Source organism: Candidatus Diapherotrites archaeon (genome assembly GCA_030688545.1).
In the GTDB taxonomy this organism is placed as follows: domain Archaea; phylum Iainarchaeota; class Iainarchaeia; order Iainarchaeales; family VGJJ01; genus VGJJ01.
This window is the reverse complement of record JAUYHT010000002.1, coordinates 59126-75870: the sequence shown is the minus strand read 5'-3', so window position 1 is coordinate 75870 and position 16745 is coordinate 59126. Positions and strand designations below refer to the sequence as shown.

Sequence of the window (16745 nt, the reverse complement as noted above, 5' to 3'; positions counted from 1 at the left end):
ACGACCGCCGTACCCAAGCCGGTCAATCCTTTTTGAAGCGTGCATACATCTCGCTTTTGGGCATCGCTTACAAGAGGAGTGGAATCAAATAAGCATAGCGAAGGTAGAATGTGGGAGATGGATCCTCTTTCTCATCCCACATTTATAGTATTTCATACTATATTTCTCCAATCATTCTCAAAAATCGCATTTTTACATAGTAATACAACCCGTTCCAAAATCCTATTTTCTCAAACAAACGGGGCCGAGTTTTGATTTGAGGATAAAGCTGGACCGTCTTTCCTATTCGGCATAATTTTTTGGTGAATTCTAAGTCTTCGGCAAACCCTCAGGAAAAAACTCCAAAGAATCCCAAAATCCTTCCACAGAGGAAAAACAGATCCCGACATTCGAATGCTTCCAACCTTTACTTTTTCTACAAATTTGATGGAATCATCATCCTTTTTCCGTATGAGCCAATGCCGATGCGCTCTATCGAATCTCACACGCTTCCCGCGCACGTGGTCTGGGCGATGATATCATTGAAATGGTTATACGCGTTCATGCTGTCGTACGTGAAGATGAACGTGAGGGTGTAGGCCCCGCTGTCAAGCGGATTGGGATAGGATATGCGGAGGGTTCCCATTCCCGGGAAGGGAATCGTTTGGTCGCCATCGAGTATCCCCTCCTGTTCCGGGTAGATTTGTCCGCCCGCGTGGCTCCCGCTTACGCGCACGCTCTTGAAAATAGTGTTCATACCGGTGTCGTTGCGGAGCACGAGTTGTGTATTATACTCATCATGTTCTTCCTCGATTATCGTAAAATTTCCCAATCGCGTGCATTGGCCGACCTGGGGGGCTTCCCCGCTGGTATCGGGTTGGGTGGCCTCTTCGCGCACGCTTTTTGCGCTGAACGTTAATGTGTCCGCCCCTGAGCCCGCGGTGAGTTCCAATGGGATGCCGAGGACGCGGTCCATGCATGCCGTGATGGGCCAACCGCCCGCGGGCGTTATTTCCACGATTAAGGATATCTCGTCACACGTGCGTCCGGCGACGGTTTTTTGTGTGGTGTTGGCTTCGACCCTGAATTGAAGTTTACCGACCTGTTGGTCCGCAGATGCCTCGCGCACAAAGGACAAGCTGGCGATGTAGCCGGAATAACGGTATTGGTCTTGGGTCTGGACTGCCTGGATGTTATTCATGGCCTGGATGATGTGCATCGTGGTGTCACCTTGTTTGGTCTCGGTGACCTCTTTCACGTTTCCGCGTTCGTTCACGATATAGGTCACGGTGTAGGCGTGCGTGTCGAAATTGGAGTTGGCCTTTTGGAAGGCTGTGATCGCCTTGTTCGCGGCCTCCGGGTCCTCCGCTGGGAGTGCGGGTTGACCCAGGCACCCGGATACCAGGAGCAAAAGGATCCCAATGGAAACGAGGAGGGCGGGACGCATATAGGTGCGATCCCGTTTGGGATTATTAAATAGTGGGTCTCGCTTGCTCGCCAGGATCCGATCGCGTTCAATGTCGTTTTGGGAAAAACAATTGTTTTTTTCTCAATGAGATAAGTCGGCGCCCCGCCGTCCAAACCCTTTTATTACTCGCCGCCAGTTCTTCCTCATGGATTTCTTTTACCTCGACATCGAGACCGTTCCCAACGACAAGGAGCTGTATCTTTCCCTGCCCGAGGAGGGGCGGAAGAAGCTATTGAATCCCATTGATTCGCGCATCGTGGCAATTGGAATGAAGAGAAAGGAGAATGAGGCCCAGATTTTTTATGGGGAGGACGAAAAAAGTATCTTGACCCAATTCTGGTCGGCCCTCGCGGAAAGCCGAAAAACGAATGGGTCATACCAATTGGTGGGTTTCAACATCAAGGATTTCGATCTTCCATTCCTCGTGACCCGGAGCTTCATCCAGGAGGTGAAGATCCTTCCCTTCGTGGTCAAGGAAGTCGTGGATGTGAGGGAATCCTTATCTGCGTTCAAATATGGCCACACCCGGGGGAAGCTGAAGGAATACGGGGCCCTCATGGGTTTATCTATCATAGATGACATCGATGGCTCCCGCGTCGCGGAACGCTATTGGGCAGGAGAGCATGCCAAAATCCAGGAGTATTTGCGCAAGGACCTTGAGATTACCCAAGCCATGCACACCCGCATGAAAGACCTGGGTATTACGGATATCCTGCGCTGGTGAATCACTCCTGAAATGGATTATTGAAGAGAGGGGTTTTATACTGCCGTGCATTCTTTCCCCTTATGGGAAATGTGCGGAAGCCCCGTAATGCATCTGAGCCCCCCTCGAGGCGAAAGCCTGCAACTGACAAAACCCATCCTTTTCCAAAATCGATAGGTCGCAAGGATGCCCGTTTAGCTTCTGGGACATTGCGGAAACGGTATCTTCGAAGGCCCGATGCATCGGACGAGCGGGGCGCTAACAAGATTAAATTGCAACGCCAACTAGTGATTTATGCCGATTGGGCTAAGGCTGATCCTAAAACTTCCAAAAATGAATTGAAACTTAATCGGATTCTTTTCATGCGGAAAGCATTGGAATATATCTACGAATTCAATGAATTTCCAGTTGATCCCAAAACGGGAAAAACTCTCGTCAAACGGGGTCCCGATGGGAAATTACTTTTCCCCTGGCAGAAAGGGTTTGGGGAATGAGTTTTCCTTTCCTAAACAAAAAGTGAGTTCCCCACCCTATACTAATGGGGGTTCTCCTCCCAATCCAAATATATTCCTTTATATACCCGGGGTGAATCCCTTCCCGCATGGGTTTCTTTGATAATTTCCGCGACACGTGGGGTTTGCTGAAGCACACCTTCCTCCTCATGGGGAAGAACAAGGCGATTCTGGCACCCACCCTTATGTTTTCCCTGTGGGCGGCGCTCATCAATATCCTCTTTATCGTTCTCCTGGTGGGATGGGTGTACCTCGCATTCTTTGGCGATCCCGCGAGTGTAGGCGGGGAATGGAAGGGAACTATTCTCACCTTCTTCTGGTTAGGCATCCTCCTCATCATCATGTTGAATAGATTTCTCATCGTGTTTCTCCGCACCTACTATAGAGCCGCCCAATCGTGGATCGTGTACAAAACCTTCGCCGGTCAGAAGTCAACATTCCATGATGGTATCAATCGGGCGCGCCAGAATTGGTCGGATATCCTGAGCATTGGGATTTTAGAAATTCTGGCGGACATGATGGCCAAGCAGTTGAAACGCGGGACGGGGGGTCAGGGAATCTTTGTCATACTCATCAACATCGTCCTTCACCTCATCGGACGGATTGTTGAAGAAGGGTGGGATCTCATCGGGCATTACATTTTACCCGCGGCCATTATCGAAGACAAGACTTTGGGCCAGGTGCTCCCGGACATCAAGCACATCAAAGAGAATGTCCCCGGGGCATTGGTGGGCGTATTTGGAATTGATTTTGTGGGCGATCTGGTGCGGGGATCTTTCACGTTGGTGTTCTTCCTCGGTCTATTTGTATCCATTATTATCTCAATCATGACCTGGAATCCTCTGCCTTTCCTTATCATGTTGCTATTGATGATCATCGTCAGTTTCATCTTGTCGCGTCTCATTGAGCTGGTGAAGAATGTGTATTTCACCCTCTTCTATATCACCATCATGCGTCCCATGGATATTTCTAACGAATACCGCGGGGACGTCATGAACTACCTCGCCTTCCAAGGGGGCGCGGCCAAGACAGGAGGAATGAGTTTTGTTTCAGGGAAAACCACTCCTTTTCCTAAAGGTAATACATCCAACCCCACAACCCTTTCTTCAGCAAAATCCCCTCCCATGAAAGTGGCTCAACCCACCCCAGTGGCCTTATCCCCTGAAGAACAAGCTGAGCGGGTGATGCAATTAATTCCCCATGTCCAAAGGTATCGCCGGCAAGGGTATTCGGATGCCGACATTCGAACGTTTCTCTCCCAGGGCGGGTGGCCGCTCGTGGTAATAAATGTGGCTCTGCGCCAGGCGGGGGATTGAGATGGGTTTGCTCGGAAAACCCAAAGCCTCGGTCGATATCCAGATTGACACCTATCAATTTTCCCCGGGGGATACAGTAAAAGGAATGGTTCTCGTGACGATTAACGATGCGGTGACCCCCAAAAACCTTTCCATCACTCTTGATGGATCAGATTTGGTATCGGGTTATTCATTTGGGCGCAACACGTACCAGCGTATTCCTTTGTTCCATTTCATCCTGCCGCTTGAAAAGGAAAAGGCCTTCACTCCCGCCCCCCACCCCTACGTCTATCCATTTCAGATCACCATCCCCAAGGATGTGTTTCCCAGGAAACAACCTCTGCCCCTTCCGGGAGGGGGATTTGATAAAGTCATCCAAGCCGGGCAGATGATTGGGGCCCTCACCGGCAACCGGGAGCACCATCAATATACCTGGAAACTCGTTGCCGAAATGCCCATTGGCTTCATGAACAATCCCGGGAAGACTATCAAACTGAATGTCATTCCCCCCTCGGAGTGACTTTTCATTTCGCTCCCAAACCAGACCTTTTATTAATGCTAAAAGGTTCCCCCACCCATGGTTGTAAAGAAAACGGATCCCCTATCCCGGAAAACTTTCCTCTCTCGTGTTGTTCAGGAATGCGCGGGGGGCATCTCGTTAGTGATATCCCTCTGGTCCTTCGTGGCTATTCTGCAATTCACTAATCCATACGTGTCACACCCATTCGTGATCCTTTCCGCCCTCGCTATCGGCGCCGCCGGATTGGTGGGATTGCCTTCCGTCACCGAATTCGTGGATAAGAAGTGGAACATCCATCCCTCCGGGAAGATACGGCTATTGGGATTCATCATTCTTTGGATCCTTGGTATTTGGGCTTTCTTATCGGCGCCTATACCCCTTTATGGGTAAGGGGGGCTAAGATCCCAAGCATTAAATATGAAGAGCAGCGAATGGACGATATGCGGCGCTTTCTCCTAATCCTCCTGGTGCTATTGGCCCCATTCGCGGGGGCCCAAGCGGTTTCCATCGCCGAAACAGAGGCCTTCTGTTCACCCGCATTGCAGTTTCTTTGCACCGCCGTCGACACCCTCTCGGATCGACTGGACGAAGTGGTGAATGACCTGGCATCCTTGGGCGCGGATTTCTTAGGCTTCAAGGGCGACACGCAAGCCCATCTGCAAGTATTAGACGAAAATGTGTCGGATTTAGATGAACGAATAAACACCATTCCAATTGGGATCTCTCGCAGTAATTTGTATGAAATAATTAACTCAAATCCTAATGAAAATACTGCATTTTGCGAAGATGAAAATGATATCTTATTCTTTGGATACTGTGAAGGCAGCTTTTTAGGAACCCCACCAACCACTGTTTTTTCAGTTTACGACGATTTTGAAGATTTAGATTATACATCGAATCCTCCTTGGACGGTTTTGAATGGCTCTTGGTCTGTTGTTCAAAATGGAGGGTCAGCAAAACTTAGAGCAAATAGTGTAGGTAATAACCAGTTGTCCACGCCAATAAACATAAATTCTATTCCATTATCCATGGAATCGAAGGTAATCTCAAGTAATTTTACCGATCAATTAGTTCTTGCTATTTCAAACACTTCCGCGACCGTTTATGATGGGTATTTGTTGCGGTTATATCAGAATGGGTCGCAATCATATTTGGATTTTCATCGTGTAACGAATGGAAATAGCCAACAGATTTTATCAACTGGTTTTTTGAATTTATCAACGGGGATTGAATATACCATTGGTGCCAATCGTGACGATGCTGGAAATTGGAAGATACTTTTAAACGGGTCTCCAATTGGGCCTTCCGTAGTAGATGTCTCCTATGGGGATTTCACGGGGGCCTTCCTATTGTATTATCATATAAGTGGCACTAATGGCCATTTTGATGATGTTCGTTTTTTTACGCCCGATATGAATGCGCCAATCGAATCAGCCATCAAAAATTTGTCCGACCCCTCTCAGCCCTTAGGGATTGAATGTTTGAGAGACGGCACCGCCCGCGTGCTATGCTTGCGCCAACCCTAGTTCAACTTCAACGTATTCCCCCAGCCGCGTTTGCCGTTTTCCTTCGAGCAGGTTATCAATGTCTTTCATCGTGGGGTGGATGGGTAAAAAGAGGGTGAGATAGGCTTTTTTGAGGCGGTGGCGGTAGGCGTCCTGGTCGAATACCCCGTCTTTCACTAAGGAGAGAGGAATATAGATTTTTTTCCCGGCATCCCGGATGAGATAATGGATGGATTGGCCGGGTTTGAGATGAATACCTTGTGCGCGGAGCTGGGTTAGGACCTGTTTCTGGGGGAGGTTGGTGTGATACTCTTCCCGGCCCAAGCGAAGAGTAAAGGCTAAGTGTTCGGGCAACGCGTAGGGGAGCATATCCAGATGCCGGCGGAGAATGGGTATCAAGTCCCGAAATAGCTCATAAGGAGTTGAACGGGGGTGCCGGCCCATGGCCGCCAACACGTCCCGCTGCATGCTCTTGATCACCGCGGGTTGGCTTTTCTGCCGGGCCTCGATCCCGCGCGCCTTGATTTTTCCACTAGTGGTGAGTCCGTAAAAGCGTCCCGGCACGGGAAACGATGTATTCACCAGGGAGGGAAGGAATGCCATGCGTTGAAAGGTGTGCTTGTACTCCAGGGTCAGGCCGGTTTTCGCATTCACGTCCACGATGAGCGCATGCACATCCTGGATGGGAGCATTCTTCTTGGTTACATACAGCGCATCCACAATGGCGTGGAGCACGCGGAACCCATGGGCTTCCGCCAAATGAATGGTGTCCACCATCGTCTCGCGGGCGATGGCGTTAATGGTTTCATGAATTTCAATCGTGCCGATCTTCTTGTGCGTGCACGCCTGGTACCCGAAGATGACCACGAGCAGCCATTTGAGGTAGGCTACTTTGGCCCGGCTAATACTGTCGTCGCGCTGCTTGTAGGCCTGGCGCCTCCGGATGAGATAGGCGCACACCCGGGGAACAATCCCTTTCTTCTTTCGGCAAAACGAATACCCGGTGGCGAGAATGGGTTCCAGGGGACAGCAGGCACAGCGGAATTTTTCGGGGGAAAGATTATAGGCGGCCATAATGGAAGGGTACATCGACGCGAAATCCAATTCGTACACTTGCGAATGGAACCCAATGAGAGGCTCATACGTAAACGGCCCCCGGTCGTTCTCGAGGAGGAAGGAGAAGGGCTTGATGCGCTCGTATATCCCTACTTTGTAGGGGATGAGATACCCCCTCCGGTAGGCCTCGTAGAGGAGCCGGTTGTTGCTGGCATTCCCCACCGAATGGGCGACCAACGCTTGCAGAGTCCGCCGGCACACCCGTGCCCCCTCGATGTAGGATAGGAGGGTGAATTCATCCCCCTCCCCTTCATGGGGGTAGTCTGCGATGAGGTGGCGGCCTTTCAAAGAGAGGATGCCGGGTCGGAAATAGGTTTTACCATAGGAGAAGTAGCTCTTTTCACGCAGGGTAAACTGATCCTTCCCCACGCGGGAGAACGTGAAGGAAGGCCGATTATGCCTCACCCATTCCAGGAGGGGGATGAGCGTACCAGGAGGGCTATGGAGGAGGATCAGATCCGGGTTTTCCTCCTCGAAAAAGGAGGCGAATGCCCCGGCTTCTTCCTTTTGAAAAGTCTGCCCATTGGCCCGCACCGCAATGGGGCAACCATTTTCCATTTCCACCTCCAGCTCGAGTATTTTCCAACATGGTAATGCGTAATCCAACGCTTCCTCGTCTTCGGCACACCGGATGGTTTTCAATCTTCCTTTTTCATCCGTGCTCAGCTCCACTTTTCCCAGGGGCATCAACCCATGTTCGAAGAGGAACATTTCGGGGAGGGGGAGATCGACGTGGTAGAAAATCCCTTGTCCCCGAAGACGATGCTCCAGGGCGGGCATGTTTTCCATGAAATGCGCAATGGAAGGGAAGGTGATCTTGAGTACTGGAATGGTTTTCCTCACGAAGTCATTGCGCGTGGTCTTTTCCACGCGGCACGCGTTGAACACCCAGCGCGCTTTCGTTTCATTATAAGGGTGGAAGAAAATGATGGGTTGGAAGGCATGCGGGTAAAACGTGTTTTTTCCTTCCGCGTCCTGCGTCCAAATATACAGCGTGCGTTCATGGATGAACACGTCGAGGAGATGCATCAACCAATCAAAGGGGTTTCTCTCCACTTACCCTTTTGGAAAGGGAGGCGGGGCCGCCGTTCGAGTCGAATGGCCCAATGCCCCTAATGGGTGGAATAGGCAGTCAGTCCAAGTCCCTGAAATTCAAAAAAGAAACATAGTTTTTTAATGAAGATTAACCGATTGGTTAGTATTAACTCCCTGCCTTTGCTGCGGCAACGGCAGGCTTCATACTTTTTATGGTCGAAAGGGTGATGATTTTCATTGATGGAAGCAATCTCTATCATTCCCTCAAAAGGAACTTTAACACGGCTAAAATTGATTTTGAAAAATTTGGCATGCATCTGATTGGAAAGGATGACTTGATTACTATCTTCTACTATACTGCTCCCGTGCATCAAAATGATGATCCTGTGGCGTACCAATCCCAGCAAAAATTTCTTGCAAATCTGGCCAAAGTAAAAAGAATGAAGATATTCTTCGGTCGTCTCGAAAAACGAGAAAACAATCACAAAGTTGAAAAAGGAGTGGACGTCAAGCTGGTAGTCGATTTACTGAAAAACGCATTCGAAAACAAGTTTGATAAGGCCATCCTCGTATCCAACGATGCTGATTTTGTTCCAGCTATCGAGGAAGTTCAAACCCTTGGAAAGAAAGTTATCAACGTTGCATTTCCAAAAACAAAGTCATTCCACTTGAATAAAACATGTGATGAAACAATTCAGATAATTGATATTATAAAATTACTGAAAGAAAAATCTATTTAATAAATCGAACGAGTTTACTGAGAGCTTCGAACAAGAAGGGAATATTCGCACCATTGTATTCGTGGGCAATCATAAGCAGTATGAGAATTGGTATCAGAACAGCGCGTTAATCTAATCGTCCCCGGCGAGCATTATGGCCAGGCACTGGCGTACCTTTTTGGATGTGGATGTATCGTTTACCCCCATCAAATTGGCGAGCATGGCATACAGAGCGGCTTCCTCGTCATTCAACAGGTTGGCATACACGGCCGCGGAAACCTGGTGCCGCGCCCCGGTGAGGAGGGATAGGAAACGCTCCCGGTAGGGTTTCCGGAGGGTCCGCGCGAATGTTTCCATGCCCTCAAGGCGCGCATACAGGACTTGGCGCTTGGGAATGAGGGTGTGGCCCATACTTAGATTAGATAAGCGGATGATTTGATCATTTGTAAAGAGGGGGGAGACCGCCGCGACAGGAGATCCGGCGATTTGGCGCTTCGCCCCTTACTGATTTTACCCCTCCAAGATTATATCACTCGTCCGTTCACGAAGCCGGGCGAGGCATCGCTCCCATTGCCTCTCCCAATGTTTTTTTTCGTCAGGAGAAAAGCCCGCGAGCAGGGCGGGGATGCCCGTGACCAATAGGATGGGGCGCTGGTGAAGGAGAGAATGATAACAGAGCCGCTGTCCTAAATCCAACATATCATACGCCCGGTCGATGCGGGCGAAGAAGACATGGGTTTTCATCCAGGCTATTTCTTCCTGGGAAAATCCATAATGGGAGATGCGGTTGCGGCCATCAATCCAGATAACGGGCGTATTTTTTTCCATTGAGGAGGCGATGAGGGGCTGGAGGGGGTGCTGGTAGGCACAAGGGATTTGTCGGCGCATACCCTAAAAGGGTTTTCATTTAATTCAACCCAAGGAAACCCCCACCCGGCCGCCGAAGAGAAAACCCGAGAATGGGAGTTCTAAGCCGTTTTACGATCGCCACTTCCGTCGTCCTAACGTCGCTTGGGAGCGGTTCGCCGCGTGGTGGTTTTTCGTTTGCGGACAACCTTACGAGACACCATTTTTTTAGGTCGCCTCGCTGGCGCCGTTTTCATCGACCGGCGGATAGCCTCTTCCAATTCCCCCCAGAGAGTGGGGGAATAGTCTTCTTCCGCGAGCGCGAATATGTCTTCGAACTTTTTCCCTTTAGACACTCCCCTCCGCTTAGTGGTCGTGGTATTGCGGGTGATTTTCACTTTCTTTCGGGTTTTAGCCCGGGTTTTGTGTGTTTTCATGGGAGAAGAAAACGATTGGAAGAATATAAACCGTGTACCTCTTGACTCTGTCGCAATAGCGTCTGTTGGCCGTTAGCTGTCGTATTCGTCAGTTTTATCGACGCATCAGGAATAAACAAAAAAATGCCAAGTATTCAGTTATATTGGAGAAAGTATTCTGGAGTAGCATGGGAAGCGACCAAGACAAGAAATTCAAAATTCTTGTAGTTGGAGAAATAATTTTCTTTGGAGTTGTCTATTTCCTAACGCAAAATTTCTTGATTGCATTCATCGCCCTATTTTTTTCATTTTTTACCATCGGAAATTTCTATCTGGGCAATTTGGATAGTATGTTCCCACACAGAAAATATTATAATTATAAAATAGTTTTCGACTTTAAAGAAAATGTATCGTATAAAAAATATCGGTTAAAAATAATGGATGCTATTAATTCAGTTCCAAAATTTTATGAAAATTTATATGGAAATAGAATCCTTAGCTCAGACGGAAAAGAAATAATTGGAATAGAAATATCCATTTTTGGAATTAAACCAAATCCCCAAACTCATGATACCAAAGATACTTTATTTGAAAAAATTTATTTTTCATTGAACGGTTCTCCGACATTTGGTTCTACTTTGAAAAATATTGGAATCAATGTAGAATTCAATAATAAAAAGAGTGGGTGGTTCTCAACTTCGTATTCTGAATTTATGGATTTTAATAAAACCAACAAAAAAGATTAAATTGATTTTTCTAACAAACTTTTCCATTTGCAGGATGGTTTGGTGCATGGGTTTATGGAAGTGTTCTACTCGTTTTTGGAATGAAGAAATTTATTGAAATAAAGTAAAACTGACGCTTACGACACCCTTCTTAGGGCTGACAAGGATACGACAGAGCCTACTTCTGAGCAGAAAAAAAGGGAAAAAAAATTTGATAAAAAAGAATGGGTAGATGGTGGAAAAAAATAAGGGGGGAAGGCTATCCTTCCCAAAGGCGTTATCGCAGACCGAAGAACCCTAAGATGCCTCCAAAGAATTGGCTCACGGCTTCAACAAAGCCGCTCAGGATGTTGCCTTCCTGGGGGGTTGGTTGGGGTGTTGGCAAATTAGTATTCGCCCCATTGCCAGCGATGGTCACAATGTAGTCGGGTTCCACATACGCGATGGCGTTTTCATTGGCGATGAGGTGGAGGGCAATTTCTTTCTCCTGGCCAACGGGCACATCGACAAATGCAATGCTCAGATTGGCATTCCACTTGTCGTTGTAGCAGTATGCTGGCGCCGTTCCCCCTTCGGTGGTCTCCGCGGGGATGCAGATTTCATCCGTCTCGATGAACAGCCCGTATTTTCCCAGGATCGCTTGGGCCTGTTCGAGAGAAGTTTCTTCCAAGAAGCTCACGATGATCCGTCCCTGGACGAAATTCCCTTGGTCGAAGGCTTCAGCGATGCGTGTCTCCGTTCCCTGGGGGGAGCGGTTAATGGCCCCTCCCACTCCGAGGATGTGGTGCACGGCCGCTTCTTCATCGAAGAGGGTGGTTATCCATTCCACTTCGGCCCCGGGCGTCACGAGGACAATTCCCGAATACGAATCTGCATACCATACGTCTTGGGCTTGGCAAGGGAAACCGGATGACCCGTTTCCTGATCCACCGGGTGCCCCTGTCTGGGCCCCGGGGTCGCCGCTGCCACTACCCCCTCCTTGGACAGCCCCCTCATCCGAGGATCCGCTGCCCCCACCTTGGTCAACCGGGCAGGATTGGAGGAAAGAAAGGTCATATCGATTGAGGACTTCTAAAGCCTCTTCTTGAGTGGTGCCTTCTTGGAAGTAGACGAGCAATTGCCCAGGAATGGGATTGAATTTTTCAGGTTCTTCAAACATGCGAATGGCTTGCGCCTTCCATTCCTCCCGGGTGAATTCATTTTTGGATATGTCAATCGTGCTTTCGTCTTGGGCCCATACAGATGAAGTGATCCCCCCCAGCAAAAGCATGGGAATAAGGAGAAATCCCCCGATGTGGGCAATGGTTGAATATCGTTTGGTCATATGGACCTATTTTAGGATGGGCCGTTTATTAAAGGGGGGGAATTGGTTAGGGAGGAGTATGGGGAAAGGAGAGGGATTTCTTTTTGGATAGTGGTAAACGGCATGCTTATAATCCCCCGAATTGTGGGACATGGCATCCGGTATCGTGGTTTGAGGGTTTTGGATGAAAACCGAATGGATTTCCAAATGGATGTGGGTGGTTGCCCGATTATCCTTGGGCTGGATTTTCCTGTGGGCGTTTTTTGATAAGTTATGGGGATTAGGATTCAATACTGCCCCGGATAAAGCCTGGATTGTAGGGGGCTCCCCTACTATGGGTTTCTTGTCTTTTGCCACGACCGGGCCGTTTGCGGAACTATTCAAGTCGATGGCGGGAAACGTTTTCATCGACATTCTTTTCATGGGCGGCCTTCTCTTGTTGGGAGTCGCGCTCATCCTAGGCATAGGGATGCGTCTCGCAGGCTATGGGGGTGCAATCATGATGCTGCTCATGTACTTGGCCGTTCTCCCAAAGGAACACAACCCTTTCTTGGATGAGCATATCGTTTACGCCGCCCTTCTCATCCTGCTGGCGGAATACAAAACCGGACGCATTTTCGGCCTGGGCACATGGTGGAGCAAGACCAAGCTCGTGAAAAAATATCCTATTTTGGAATGATTTATCCATTCCAGTTTCATATTGGTGACAGTCTAGACCCTTTAAATAGTGTTTTTGGCATCCTTGTCATATGCGTTTGAAAGGCAAGGTAGCTATTGTAACGGGGTCAAGCCGTGGGATTGGCAGAGCTATTGCAGTGGCTTTTGCCAAAGAAGGAGCCAAAGTGGTTATCAATTTTAGTAAGTCTTCAGGCGAAGCGCAGGATGTTTTGAATGAAATCAAGACTCTTGGGGCAGAGGCTATTTCAGTTCAGTGCGATGTTTCTAATGAAAAGCAGGTCGAAAAGATGGTTGAACAAGCAATAAATGAATTTGGAAAAATTGACATCTTAGTTAATAATGCTGGAATCGTGTTTGATGTTCCTTTTTTTGAACGAACAGTTGAACAATGGAAGAGAACATTGGAAGTTGATCTAATTGGGGTTTTCTTGATGTCAAAGTATGTTGCAAAATTCATGTTAAAACAAAAAAGTGGCCGAATTGTAAATATTTCTTCTACATGCGGTACAAAAGACGTTCCTCCGACTTCGGTTGACTATAATGCAGCCAAGGTTGGAGTCATAAGCTTTACGCGCTCCCTCGCACAGGAGCTAGCTCCGTATGTCAATGTTAACGCCGTTGCACCTGGGTGGGTGGATACTGATATTAACAAAGATTTACCTAAAAAATACATCCAAGATGAAATGGAAAAGATTCTTCTCAAGAGATTTGCAGACCCTAAGGAAATTGCAAGTGTAGTAGTTTTTCTCGCATCGGATGACGCAAGGTATGTAAATGGAACAACGATTATAGTGGATGGTGGATATCCATGACATTAAAAACTGAAATTATATGAGGCTTTTTTCCACAGCTCATTCGGAAAAGGGACTCATTCAATGAACGGAATGAATGTCAATTCCTCAACAGGAATAAAATCCATTTTTCCCAGTTGGGTGCGCAGGGTGTGGAATCGGGAAACAGCTTTTTCGCGGGGGAGGAAGTGGAGGATGTTCACTCCGTCCTTTTCGGGGTGTTTTTCACTCAGGTCGTCGGCAATCTGATAGGCCAATCCATAGTGGTGGGAAAATGTTTCCGCAGGGGGATGATTCATTTCATAATACAGCAAAGGAATGCGGGCGCAGAGGGCGAACAATCCTCCGGTTTTGGCTTCCGCGTAGGCGAGGTAGGCATCCAAATCCGTTATCCGTCCCTCGCTCTCTTTCAATTGGTGCTCGGCCATTCCGCTGACCGTTTCCACGACGGCGCGGGGGATGGCAGGGGGGTATTGAGATTCATGGAAGTGTTTCATCCCTTGGAGGAAAAGGAAATCTCCAAAAAGAATAGAATGGGAAACCCCATTCTGGGCGGCATCATTTTCTGTTCCCCGGCGTTCCAGGTCCCCATCAATGACATCGTCATGCAGAAGGGAGGCTTGATGGATCATTTCGATGCCCATCGCGGCCGCTTCGAGGGGTTTGTAATCCAGATCCATTTTTTCGCAGACACGGCGCATGAGCCAAGGTCGGACGTGTTTCCCATGGCGCACGGCTTCCTGCACTTTTTGGGTGTAATTTGAATCCATTTCAAGAGTTATATTCTTTTCAAATGGCATAGAAAAATGAACAGGCATGCGATATCATCCCACCAGGAAAGCAATAGTAAAAAGCAATCCATAGGTAAAATGCAATTTGATCATATTGGCGTTGGCGGGGAGCAATTCGAGCACCTGATCATAGTGGGTGCGGAGCGTGGTGAGCATGGCGTAGGCGAAGGGGAGCGCCAGTAATGTAAGTCCCGCGAGCGGGGGAAATAATCCAGATATGACCCCTGCTCCCGTGAATATGAAAACAGCCGCCACTCCATAGGTGAGGAGTTTGACCCCCGTGGGTTTGCCCCAAGTGTTCAACAGGTTTCGCTTCTGTGATTTCACATCAGCCTCAAAATCGGGGAACTGGTTGAGGAATAGGACCCCAACGATGAGCAAAGCGATGGGGATGGAGGCCACCAAGGGGATAATGGAAAAGGATTGTGTTTGGACGACATAGCTGCCTAATACAATGAGGGGCCCGAATCCTAAAGCGACACATAATTCCCCCAATCGTTTGTAGCTCGCCGCGAGGGGTGGGCTGCTATAGAAGAATCCGATACCCACTCCCAAAACCCCTAAAACCAGGATGAGGTTCCCCGGGACAAGGGAATTGAGATATAATCCGATGAGGGATCCAACGGCGAGGCAGAGGAGGGCGACATTCCTTATCGTATTCGGAGCCACCAATCCTTCCTGAATCACCCGGCTGCCCCCACTGAAGGGCGTGGGGTGCGGATTCAATTCATCATTCCCTGTTTGATGGTCGAAATAATCATTGGCTAAGTTTACTCCCGCGTGGATGAAGAGCATGCCCCATACCGTCCAGAAGAATGGCCAGAATGAAAATGTTCCCGTAGCGGAGAAGGCAATGGCGGTTCCTAAAAAAATAGGGATGAGGGTTGCCGTGAAGAAAGGCGCGCGGAGGGCCCTAATCCAAGTGGCGATAAAACCAATAGAGGGGGCTTTTTGGGCGGGCGAGGTAACCCCCATGAGGGCAATGGGCTTTCCATCCGTTCCGAGGATGCGCGTAACGATGATGCGGGCGAGAAAGGGTTGGTGGTCTTTCTTCTGGAGGGTAATAATCTGATCATAAATTCCTTTCTGCAGGGCCGTGCGAAACAATTCAGGGAGGATCCGGGCATAATTTTGGGGGGGATGGAAAACTTTGACATGGGTGCCAATCATCTCTGTTTTCGTATACCCAAATAAGTCCCCGGCCCCCGCATTGCAGGCCACCACATGCCCTTCCATATCGGCAACAATCACCGAGTGGGGGCTTTCTTTGAGCAAGCCCTTTTGGTTTTCGTCCAGGCAGGAGATGATTTTGGTGAGGTGGGCCCCCGGCATCCTCTCCACAATGGTTTTCCGCATCTTAAACCTGCGCGTAACGGATAACGGGGGTGAAACTATATCATTTAAAAATGGGAAATGGGTGTTGCAGGCATGCCTCCCGCTCGTAATAAGAGGAAACCCAAGGTTTCCTCACCCGGCCTGTCATCTCCTTCTTCCAAAAACGCTTCCCAGAAAGCCCATAATACCAAATGGATGGTCATCCTGGTTCTGGCGCTCATTGGAATTGGCATTGATTCCATCCTCCTCTATAACAAACTCTCGGACACCTCCACGGCCTGCCCTATTGGGGGTAATTGTGATTTTGTGAATAACAGTGTGTACTCCGAGATGTTTGGCATTCCTGTTTCGGTATTCGGAATATTAGGATTCGCCTTCTTTTTCCTCATCGCCTGGGGGGGATGGCATAAGCGATTAGCCCAGGAAACCGCGTTAAAGATTATTGCCATCGCGGGCGGTCTGATGTTCCTGGGAGCGATGTATTTCGTCTATCTCATGCTCTATGTTTTGGACGCCATCTGCACCTGGTGTATATTCTCACATACGGTATTACTTTTAATCGTCCTTTGGGCCTTTGTCCATTGGCGAAGAACGGGAGGAAAACGCGCATGAAAACTATGTTAGCCATCGGAATGATTGCCCTCATCGTATTAGCAGGCTGTGTCGGGGGAAGCACGGCGCATCCGCAAACCCCGGCGTTCACGGCCTTCGCCCAATGTATTACCGACAGCGACACTCTCATGTATGGGTCGTTCACCTGCCTCTCCTGCAAGAAGCAGCGGGAGGAGTTTGGTCCCGCGTTCGAAAAAATCATCGAAATAGAATGCCATCCCAATGGGGAAAATCCCCAAGTGGAATTATGCCTGGAAAAGAATATCGCCAAAACCCCCACGTGGGTGAGGGAAGTGGATGGACAGGAATTAGGGCGCATTGAAGGGTTGGCCACCTATCAGGAGTTGGAAGAATTGACCGGGTGTCCCTATCCGGGGACGGGCGCGTGACAGGGAG

At 48.9% G+C, this 16745-nt stretch carries 20 protein-coding genes; 12 read left to right on the top strand and 8 right to left on the bottom strand.

Going from position 1 to position 16745, the window contains the following annotated elements; genetic code table 11:
- Positions 1-481 precede the first annotated feature (481 nt).
- Complete coding sequence (locus Q8P05_00860; protein ID MDP2666037.1) at positions 482-1426, bottom strand: hypothetical protein; 945 nt, start codon at positions 1424-1426, stop codon at positions 482-484.
- Between the two features lie 166 nt (positions 1427-1592).
- Here Q8P05_00860 and Q8P05_00855 point away from each other — a divergent pair, with 166 nt between their 5' ends.
- The 6 genes from Q8P05_00855 (at position 1593) to Q8P05_00830 (ending at position 6003) form a co-directional block, all read left to right on the top strand.
- On the top strand, positions 1593-2171 hold the full coding sequence (locus Q8P05_00855; protein ID MDP2666036.1) for a ribonuclease H-like domain-containing protein: 579 nt from the start codon (positions 1593-1595) through the stop codon (positions 2169-2171).
- A 62-nt stretch (positions 2172-2233) separates the two neighbouring features.
- Positions 2234-2644 (top strand): hypothetical protein, encoded by a 411-nt coding sequence (locus Q8P05_00850; GenBank protein ID MDP2666035.1) that lies wholly within the window; start codon positions 2234-2236, stop codon positions 2642-2644.
- A gap of 107 nt (positions 2645-2751) precedes the next feature.
- The gene (locus Q8P05_00845; GenBank protein ID MDP2666034.1) at positions 2752-3978 is read left to right on the top strand and encodes a hypothetical protein; all 1227 of its coding nucleotides are present in this window, start codon (positions 2752-2754) and stop codon (positions 3976-3978) included.
- 1 nt (position 3979) lies between these two features.
- Positions 3980-4477, top strand: coding sequence for a hypothetical protein (locus tag Q8P05_00840; protein ID MDP2666033.1), 498 nt, complete (start codon positions 3980-3982; stop codon positions 4475-4477).
- A gap of 57 nt (positions 4478-4534) precedes the next feature.
- Positions 4535-4867 carry a hypothetical protein gene (locus Q8P05_00835; GenBank protein ID MDP2666032.1) on the top strand — a complete coding sequence of 111 codons (333 nt, stop codon included), beginning with the start codon at positions 4535-4537 and terminating at the stop codon, positions 4865-4867.
- 203 nt (positions 4868-5070) lie between these two features.
- Positions 5071-6003, top strand: a complete 933-nt coding sequence (locus Q8P05_00830) for a hypothetical protein (protein ID MDP2666031.1) — start codon at positions 5071-5073, stop codon at positions 6001-6003.
- On the opposite strand, the gene Q8P05_00825 is transcribed toward Q8P05_00830, so the two are convergent.
- Positions 5983-8127, bottom strand: a complete 2145-nt coding sequence (locus tag Q8P05_00825) for a DNA polymerase domain-containing protein (protein ID MDP2666030.1) — start codon at positions 8125-8127, stop codon at positions 5983-5985. The genes Q8P05_00830 and Q8P05_00825 overlap by 21 nt on opposite strands.
- Before the next feature lie 233 nt (positions 8128-8360).
- Here Q8P05_00825 and Q8P05_00820 point away from each other — a divergent pair, with 233 nt between their 5' ends.
- Positions 8361-8873, top strand: coding sequence for an NYN domain-containing protein (locus tag Q8P05_00820; GenBank protein MDP2666029.1), 513 nt, complete (start codon positions 8361-8363; stop codon positions 8871-8873).
- A 111-nt stretch (positions 8874-8984) separates the two neighbouring features.
- On the opposite strand, the gene Q8P05_00815 is transcribed toward Q8P05_00820, so the two are convergent.
- The 3 genes from Q8P05_00815 to Q8P05_00805 form a co-directional block, all read right to left on the bottom strand.
- Positions 8985-9263, bottom strand: coding sequence for a hypothetical protein (locus Q8P05_00815; protein ID MDP2666028.1), 279 nt, complete (start codon positions 9261-9263; stop codon positions 8985-8987).
- A 99-nt stretch (positions 9264-9362) separates the two neighbouring features.
- Positions 9363-9740 (bottom strand): hypothetical protein, encoded by a 378-nt coding sequence (locus Q8P05_00810; GenBank protein MDP2666027.1) that lies wholly within the window; start codon positions 9738-9740, stop codon positions 9363-9365.
- Between the two features lie 113 nt (positions 9741-9853).
- Positions 9854-10135: a hypothetical protein gene (locus Q8P05_00805; GenBank protein ID MDP2666026.1), complete on the bottom strand. Its 282-nt coding sequence runs from the start codon at positions 10133-10135 to the stop codon at positions 9854-9856.
- A 167-nt stretch (positions 10136-10302) separates the two neighbouring features.
- Here Q8P05_00805 and Q8P05_00800 point away from each other — a divergent pair, with 167 nt between their 5' ends.
- Positions 10303-10860: a hypothetical protein gene (locus tag Q8P05_00800; protein MDP2666025.1), complete on the top strand. Its 558-nt coding sequence runs from the start codon at positions 10303-10305 to the stop codon at positions 10858-10860.
- A 256-nt stretch (positions 10861-11116) separates the two neighbouring features.
- On the opposite strand, the gene Q8P05_00795 is transcribed toward Q8P05_00800, so the two are convergent.
- Positions 11117-12163 carry a hypothetical protein gene (locus Q8P05_00795; GenBank protein MDP2666024.1) on the bottom strand — a complete coding sequence of 349 codons (1047 nt, stop codon included), beginning with the start codon at positions 12161-12163 and terminating at the stop codon, positions 11117-11119.
- Positions 12164-12326: 163 nt separating this feature from the next.
- Here Q8P05_00795 and Q8P05_00790 point away from each other — a divergent pair, with 163 nt between their 5' ends.
- On the top strand, positions 12327-12821 hold the full coding sequence (locus tag Q8P05_00790; GenBank protein ID MDP2666023.1) for a hypothetical protein: 495 nt from the start codon (positions 12327-12329) through the stop codon (positions 12819-12821).
- A gap of 70 nt (positions 12822-12891) precedes the next feature.
- The gene (locus tag Q8P05_00785; protein MDP2666022.1) at positions 12892-13632 is read left to right on the top strand and encodes a 3-oxoacyl-ACP reductase family protein; all 741 of its coding nucleotides are present in this window, start codon (positions 12892-12894) and stop codon (positions 13630-13632) included.
- A 56-nt stretch (positions 13633-13688) separates the two neighbouring features.
- Here Q8P05_00785 and Q8P05_00780 read toward each other — a convergent pair whose 3' ends face one another.
- Both Q8P05_00780 and Q8P05_00775 read right to left on the bottom strand, forming a co-directional pair.
- Positions 13689-14429 carry a polyprenyl synthetase family protein gene (locus tag Q8P05_00780; GenBank protein MDP2666021.1) on the bottom strand — a complete coding sequence of 247 codons (741 nt, stop codon included), beginning with the start codon at positions 14427-14429 and terminating at the stop codon, positions 13689-13691.
- A 6-nt stretch (positions 14430-14435) separates the two neighbouring features.
- Positions 14436-15734 carry a UbiA family prenyltransferase gene (locus Q8P05_00775; protein ID MDP2666020.1) on the bottom strand — a complete coding sequence of 433 codons (1299 nt, stop codon included), beginning with the start codon at positions 15732-15734 and terminating at the stop codon, positions 14436-14438.
- 96 nt (positions 15735-15830) lie between these two features.
- Between Q8P05_00775 and Q8P05_00770 the strand changes: the two genes are divergently transcribed.
- Together Q8P05_00770 and Q8P05_00765 are read left to right on the top strand one after the other, a co-directional pair.
- Positions 15831-16349, top strand: coding sequence for a vitamin K epoxide reductase family protein (locus tag Q8P05_00770; protein MDP2666019.1), 519 nt, complete (start codon positions 15831-15833; stop codon positions 16347-16349).
- Positions 16346-16738: a hypothetical protein gene (locus Q8P05_00765; GenBank protein ID MDP2666018.1), complete on the top strand. Its 393-nt coding sequence runs from the start codon at positions 16346-16348 to the stop codon at positions 16736-16738. Before Q8P05_00770 ends, Q8P05_00765 begins: the two co-directional genes overlap by 4 nt.
- Positions 16739-16745: the final 7 nt, after the last annotated feature.